5 protein-coding genes are annotated in these 4,920 nt (G+C 34.6%); all 5 read left to right on the top strand.

The window, feature by feature from the left end; genetic code table 11:
* Positions 1–180 precede the first annotated feature (180 nt).
* The 5 genes from BAZSYMA_RS09855 to gmd are packed head-to-tail and all read left to right on the top strand — an operon-like array spanning position 181 to position 4,788.
* Entirely contained in the window at positions 181–321 is a 141-nt protein-coding gene (locus BAZSYMA_RS09855) for a hypothetical protein (RefSeq protein WP_195910072.1), read from the top strand.
* Between the two features lie 8 nt (positions 322–329).
* Positions 330–647: a MarR family EPS-associated transcriptional regulator gene (locus BAZSYMA_RS03225; RefSeq protein ID WP_180323645.1), complete on the top strand. Its 318-nt coding sequence runs from the start codon at positions 330–332 to the stop codon at positions 645–647.
* A complete protein-coding gene (locus tag BAZSYMA_RS03220) occupies positions 647–2,344 on the top strand; it encodes an ABC transporter ATP-binding protein/permease (protein WP_090715582.1) in 1,698 nt (565 codons plus the stop codon). Before BAZSYMA_RS03225 ends, BAZSYMA_RS03220 begins: the two co-directional genes overlap by 1 nt.
* A gap of 7 nt (positions 2,345–2,351) precedes the next feature.
* Entirely contained in the window at positions 2,352–3,761 is a 1,410-nt protein-coding gene (locus BAZSYMA_RS03215) for a mannose-1-phosphate guanylyltransferase/mannose-6-phosphate isomerase (protein ID WP_143243082.1), read from the top strand.
* The gene (gmd, locus tag BAZSYMA_RS03210) at positions 3,748–4,788 is read left to right on the top strand and encodes a GDP-mannose 4,6-dehydratase (protein ID WP_090715579.1); all 1,041 of its coding nucleotides are present in this window, start codon (positions 3,748–3,750) and stop codon (positions 4,786–4,788) included. Before BAZSYMA_RS03215 ends, gmd begins: the two co-directional genes overlap by 14 nt.
* The last annotated feature ends 132 nt before the right edge of the window (positions 4,789–4,920 follow it).

The raw sequence follows: 4,920 nt of genomic DNA, 5'->3' as shown, positions 1-4,920 counted from the left end.
ACCCCAAAAATTACAAAGATAAATAAAATCAAATTACCAAAAATTTTAACCGAGTTGATTAATACGGGAAAAGCCAATAATAGGGCAATCATAAAGTTTGAATATTCTCTCTCTGGATAGTTTGCAGTCATGAATTTGGACTTGATAATAAAGCCTGATTTTATAGTAGAGGTGAGAATAATGAAACAAGATGTAAGCAAAAAATGCTTTAATGCGATTGATGAGCATACCCCTGATTACTACTGTTTTGTTTTGGTGGTATTATCAACAGAAGATCTGCAAGTCATTTTCAATGTTCAACTATTGAACACTTTGGTATAATGCACTTTATGCTGAATCAAGATAATCAATTTTCAATCCTACAAGTCTTGGAGCAAAGCCCCAATTATTCACAGCGTGATTTGGCGGATAAACTGGGAATGAGTTTAGGTAAGGCGAATTATTGCTTAAAAGGTTTGATTGATAAAGGACTCGTTAAAGTTGAAAACTTTAAAAACAGTCGTAATAAAACCCAATATACTTACCTTTTAACCCCACAGGGTATTAGTGAGAAATCTAAATTAACCATTCATTTTTTGCAAAGAAAAACCGAAGAATATGAGCGGTTAAAGATTGAAATTGAACAGCTTAAGCGGCAGATAGGGTAATGAATTACTTTCAAAAACTTCGCCAATTATTAGACAGAGAAACCAAACGCCACTTACTTTGGTTGGTGGTTTTCTCTATTTTTGTTTCAGTAGTAGAAACAATTGGAATCTCGGCAATTATGCCATTTATTGATATTTCAGTAAACTTTGATAGCATTCATCAAAATCAATACTATCAATGGATTTTTGTCTTTTTCGGTTTTGAGAATGACGTTAATTTCGCTATTGTTTTTGGCTTGACTTTGGTTGGTTTTTACATTTTTAGAGGCGGTGTAAATTTGACATATAACTATGTAATGGCTAATTTCACAGAAGAACTTTATGCACGAACAACAAAGAGATTGTTTAAAACTTATTTAGCTATGCCTTATCGAGTTTTTACCAATAAAAATAGCAGTTATCTAACTAAGGCAATTATCACAGAGGCATCTTTAATGTCTTTAGTTATTCGCTCTGCTTTAATGATAATGTCTGAGATTTTTGTAACTGTATTCATATATATATTAATGCTAATTGCCAGTTGGAAAATAACACTTATATTTACAGCAATTTTAATTCTTAAAATACTTTTCTTAACACACTCAATTTCAAAAAGAATAAAAGTAGTCGGCAAAGTAAGGGCAAATTTTCAAGCAAAACTTTATGAAATTATTAATAGAGTATTTGGTAATTTTGAGCATATTAAATTACAAAATAAAGATAGGCTGAAAGATATTGAAAGCGATTTTTCTACAACAGTTAATAAATACGCAAAAGCAAATGCAAGCTACAATTTTTTAAATGACTTTCCAAGATTGTTTATAGAAACCAGTGGCTTTTCTTTAATCGTCTTATTGCTAGTGGTCCTGTTGTACTTTAAGCAATCTAATATATCGTATATTTTGCCAATTTTAAGTTTATTTGTATTAGCTTTATACCGTCTACTACCATCGGTTAATCGTATTGTTAATGAGTATAACGGACTGATGTATTATCATAAGTCAATTGACATTATTGGCGAAGAATTAAAAACTACCCAAGAAAATTTAAAAGACAAAAATATTCCATTCAATCATAAAATTGAACTAATGAATGTTGGTTTTCACTATCAAGAAAAAACAGTTTTAAGTGATATAAATTTAACTATAAATAAGGGTGAAAAAATTGCATTTATTGGTGAAAGTGGATCTGGTAAAAGCACCTTAGTGAATTTAATTATTGGATTGCATCAGCAAAATCAAGGGGAAATTAAAATTGATGATATTGTATTGGATGAGTCTAATTTACAAAATTGGCGCGCACAAATCGGCTATATTCCACAACAAGTGTATTTGTTTGATGGCACAATTGCTGACAACGTCTGTTTTGGCAGAAGGTTAGAATATACTTTGTTAGAAAAGGTTTTAAAGCAAGCCAATATTTTTGATTTTCTGCAAACTAAAGAAGGAATAAATACCTTAGTTGGCGAGGGTGGAATACAGTTAAGTGGCGGACAAAAACAACGCGTTGCTATTGCAAGAGCTTTATACAGAGAGCCAGAAGTGTTAGTTTTGGATGAGGCAACCAGTGCATTAGACGATGAAACAGAGCAAAAAATTATGGATGAAATTTATAAAATCAGTAAAGATAAAACTTTAATTATTATTGCTCATCGCTTAAGTACAATTAAAGGTTGTGACAAAGTTTTTGAAATAAAAGACAAAAAAATTACTCAATAATGTCTATATGAAATCTCAAAATACAATTATCCCAGTAATCCTTTCAGGTGGCTATGGGACACGCCTTTGGCCGTTATCCCGAAAGCAATATCCTAAGCAGTATTTACCGCTTGCAGGTGATAATACAATGTTGCAAGAGACTATCTTGCGTTTAAATGGGCTGGATAATCTTGCAAGCCCAATTATTGTTTGCAATGCTGAACATCGTTTTTTAGTGGCAGAACAATGTCAGAAAATTGATATCAGCAATCCTACGATACTATTGGAGCCAGTCGGCAGAAATACTGCTCCTGCGATTGTTGCTGCGGCGCTGCAATCACTCAAAATGACAGATAATGGCGTATTGTTAGTATTGTCAGCAGATCATGTGATTGAAGATATTAATACATTTCATCGGGCAATTGATAGTGCATTGAAGCAAGCAAATGATAATAAGTTAGTTACTTTTGGTATTGTGCCAACAGATGCTAATACGGGCTATGGTTATATAAAGTCATTGAAGAATGGGCAAGTTGAGGCTTTTGTTGAAAAACCAGACTTGCAAACAGCACAATCTTATTTAAAGCAAGGTAATTATCTATGGAACTCTGGTATGTTTATGTTTCAGCCACAGATATTGATCAATGAGTTTACCATGCATTCACCCGATATCGTTAGTGCAGTGAGTGATGCCGTGAATAACGCTACGCAAGATTTAGATTTTATTCGTCTAGAAAAACAAGCTTTTGAGTTTTCCCCATCCGATTCTATTGATTATGCATTGTTGGAAAAATCTAGCAATGTTGTGGTTGTGCCATTGAAATCACAATGGAATGATATTGGCGCTTGGTCAGCACTCTATGATATTGGCACAAAAGACAAGGATGATAATGTTATTAAAGGCGATGTTAGCGCTATAGATACTACTAACACTTATATCAATGCCCATCACCACATGGTGGTAACGATTGGCGTGGATAATCTCATTATTGTTGATACACCTGATGCAACTCTAATTGCCACACAAGACAAGGTTCATAAAGTTAAGGGCATTGTTGAATATTTGCATAAAAATAGGCGTAATGAGAGTAGTGAACACCGCAAAGTTCATCGTCCGTGGGGTTGGTATGATACTATTGAGTCAGGCGATTATTTTCAAGTAAAGAGATTGCATGTGAAATCGGGTGCAAAGTTATCCCTACAAAGGCATCGGAAACGAGCAGAGCATTGGGTAGTGGTAAGTGGCGTTGCTACAGTAATTAATGGTGAAGAACTTTTAACGCTTGAAGAGGGGGAATCAACCTACATCTCAATTGGCATAATTCATGCGTTAGAAAACAAGAGCAATAAGTCATTAGAAGTTATTGAAGTGCAAAGTGGTGTTTATTTGGGCGAGGATGACATTGAAAGGTTAGAGGATATTTATGGCAGAAACTAAAAAAGCATTTATAACAGGTATCACAGGACAAGACGGTTCATACCTTGCAGAATTATTATTGGAAAAAGGCTACGAAGTTCATGCGATATTACGCCGTGCTTCAGTATTTACTACACAAAGAATAGAACATATTTTTAAGCATCCAAATTTATACACCTATCACGGGGATTTAACAGATTCAAGCAATCTACATAGATTATTGATAAAGGTTAAACCTAATGAAATATATAATCTTGGTGCTCAGTCTCATGTGGCAGTTTCTTTTGAAGTACCGGAATATACCGCCGATGTGGTTGGCTTGGGCGCAATTAGATTATTAGATGCAGTGCGTGATTTGGGGCCTAATTGTAAATATTATCAAGCATCAACTTCCGAATTGTTTGGCGGCATCCCTGGCACAGAGCCACAAAGTGAAACCACTCCCTTTTATCCAAAATCTCCTTATGGTGCGGCTAAACTTTACGCTTATTGGGTAACGGTAAACTACAGAGAGTCCTATAACTTGTTTGCCTGTAACGGCATTCTTTTTAATCACGAATCTCCAAGGAGAGGTGAGACTTTTGTAACCAAAAAAATTACTCAAGCGGTCGCCAGAATACATCAAGGCAGGCAGAAGATATTAAAATTAGGTAATATGGATGTTAAACGAGATTGGGGTCATGCCAAAGACTTTGTTTATGCGCAATGGTTAATGCTACAACAAAACAAACCACAAGATTTTGTGATTGCCACAGGAGAAACTCATACTGTTAGAGAGTTTGTTGAGGTTGCCTTTAAAGAAGTGAGTGTTGATATCAAGTGGCAAGGTGTGGGTATTAATGAAAAAGGTATTGACAGTAAAACGGGCAAAGTGCTGGTTAAGGTTAATGAAAAATATTTCCGTCCAGCCGAGGTTGAATTGTTACTTGGCGACCCATCAAAAGCAGAAAAAGAACTTGATTGGGAAAGGAAAGTCTCATTCCAAGAGTTAGTATCAGGCATGGTAAAATACGACCTTGAAAATGATGATTTTGGCGGTAAAGAATGATTAAAAAAATAGCAAGAAAAATTTTTCCAAATTTCTATACAAAATTATGGGAAGTGAAACGAAGCATAGTAGCAAGAAAGCTTAAAAAAGAGCATCCAAACACTAAAATATTTCATGATAACCATATACCCT

The sequence above is a fragment of the Bathymodiolus azoricus thioautotrophic gill symbiont genome (assembly GCF_001298715.1).
Classification (GTDB): Bacteria; Pseudomonadota; Gammaproteobacteria; order PS1; family Pseudothioglobaceae; genus Thiodubiliella.
Note: the sequence above shows the minus strand (reverse complement) of the source record. Positions and strands in the feature narration are given on the sequence as shown.

Excerpts from the sequence above, each read along its gene's own strand:
- BAZSYMA_RS09855 (WP_195910072.1), top strand. The coding sequence starts at position 181 with ATGAAACAAGATGTAAGCAAAAAATGCTTTAATGCGATTGATGAGCAT.
- BAZSYMA_RS03225 (WP_180323645.1), top strand. The coding sequence starts at position 330 with ATGCTGAATCAAGATAATCAATTTTCAATCCTACAAGTCTTGGAGCAA.
- BAZSYMA_RS03220 (WP_090715582.1), top strand. The coding sequence starts at position 647 with ATGAATTACTTTCAAAAACTTCGCCAATTATTAGACAGAGAAACCAAA.
- BAZSYMA_RS03215 (WP_143243082.1), top strand. The coding sequence starts at position 2,352 with ATGAAATCTCAAAATACAATTATCCCAGTAATCCTTTCAGGTGGCTAT.
- gmd (WP_090715579.1), top strand. The coding sequence starts at position 3,748 with ATGGCAGAAACTAAAAAAGCATTTATAACAGGTATCACAGGACAAGAC.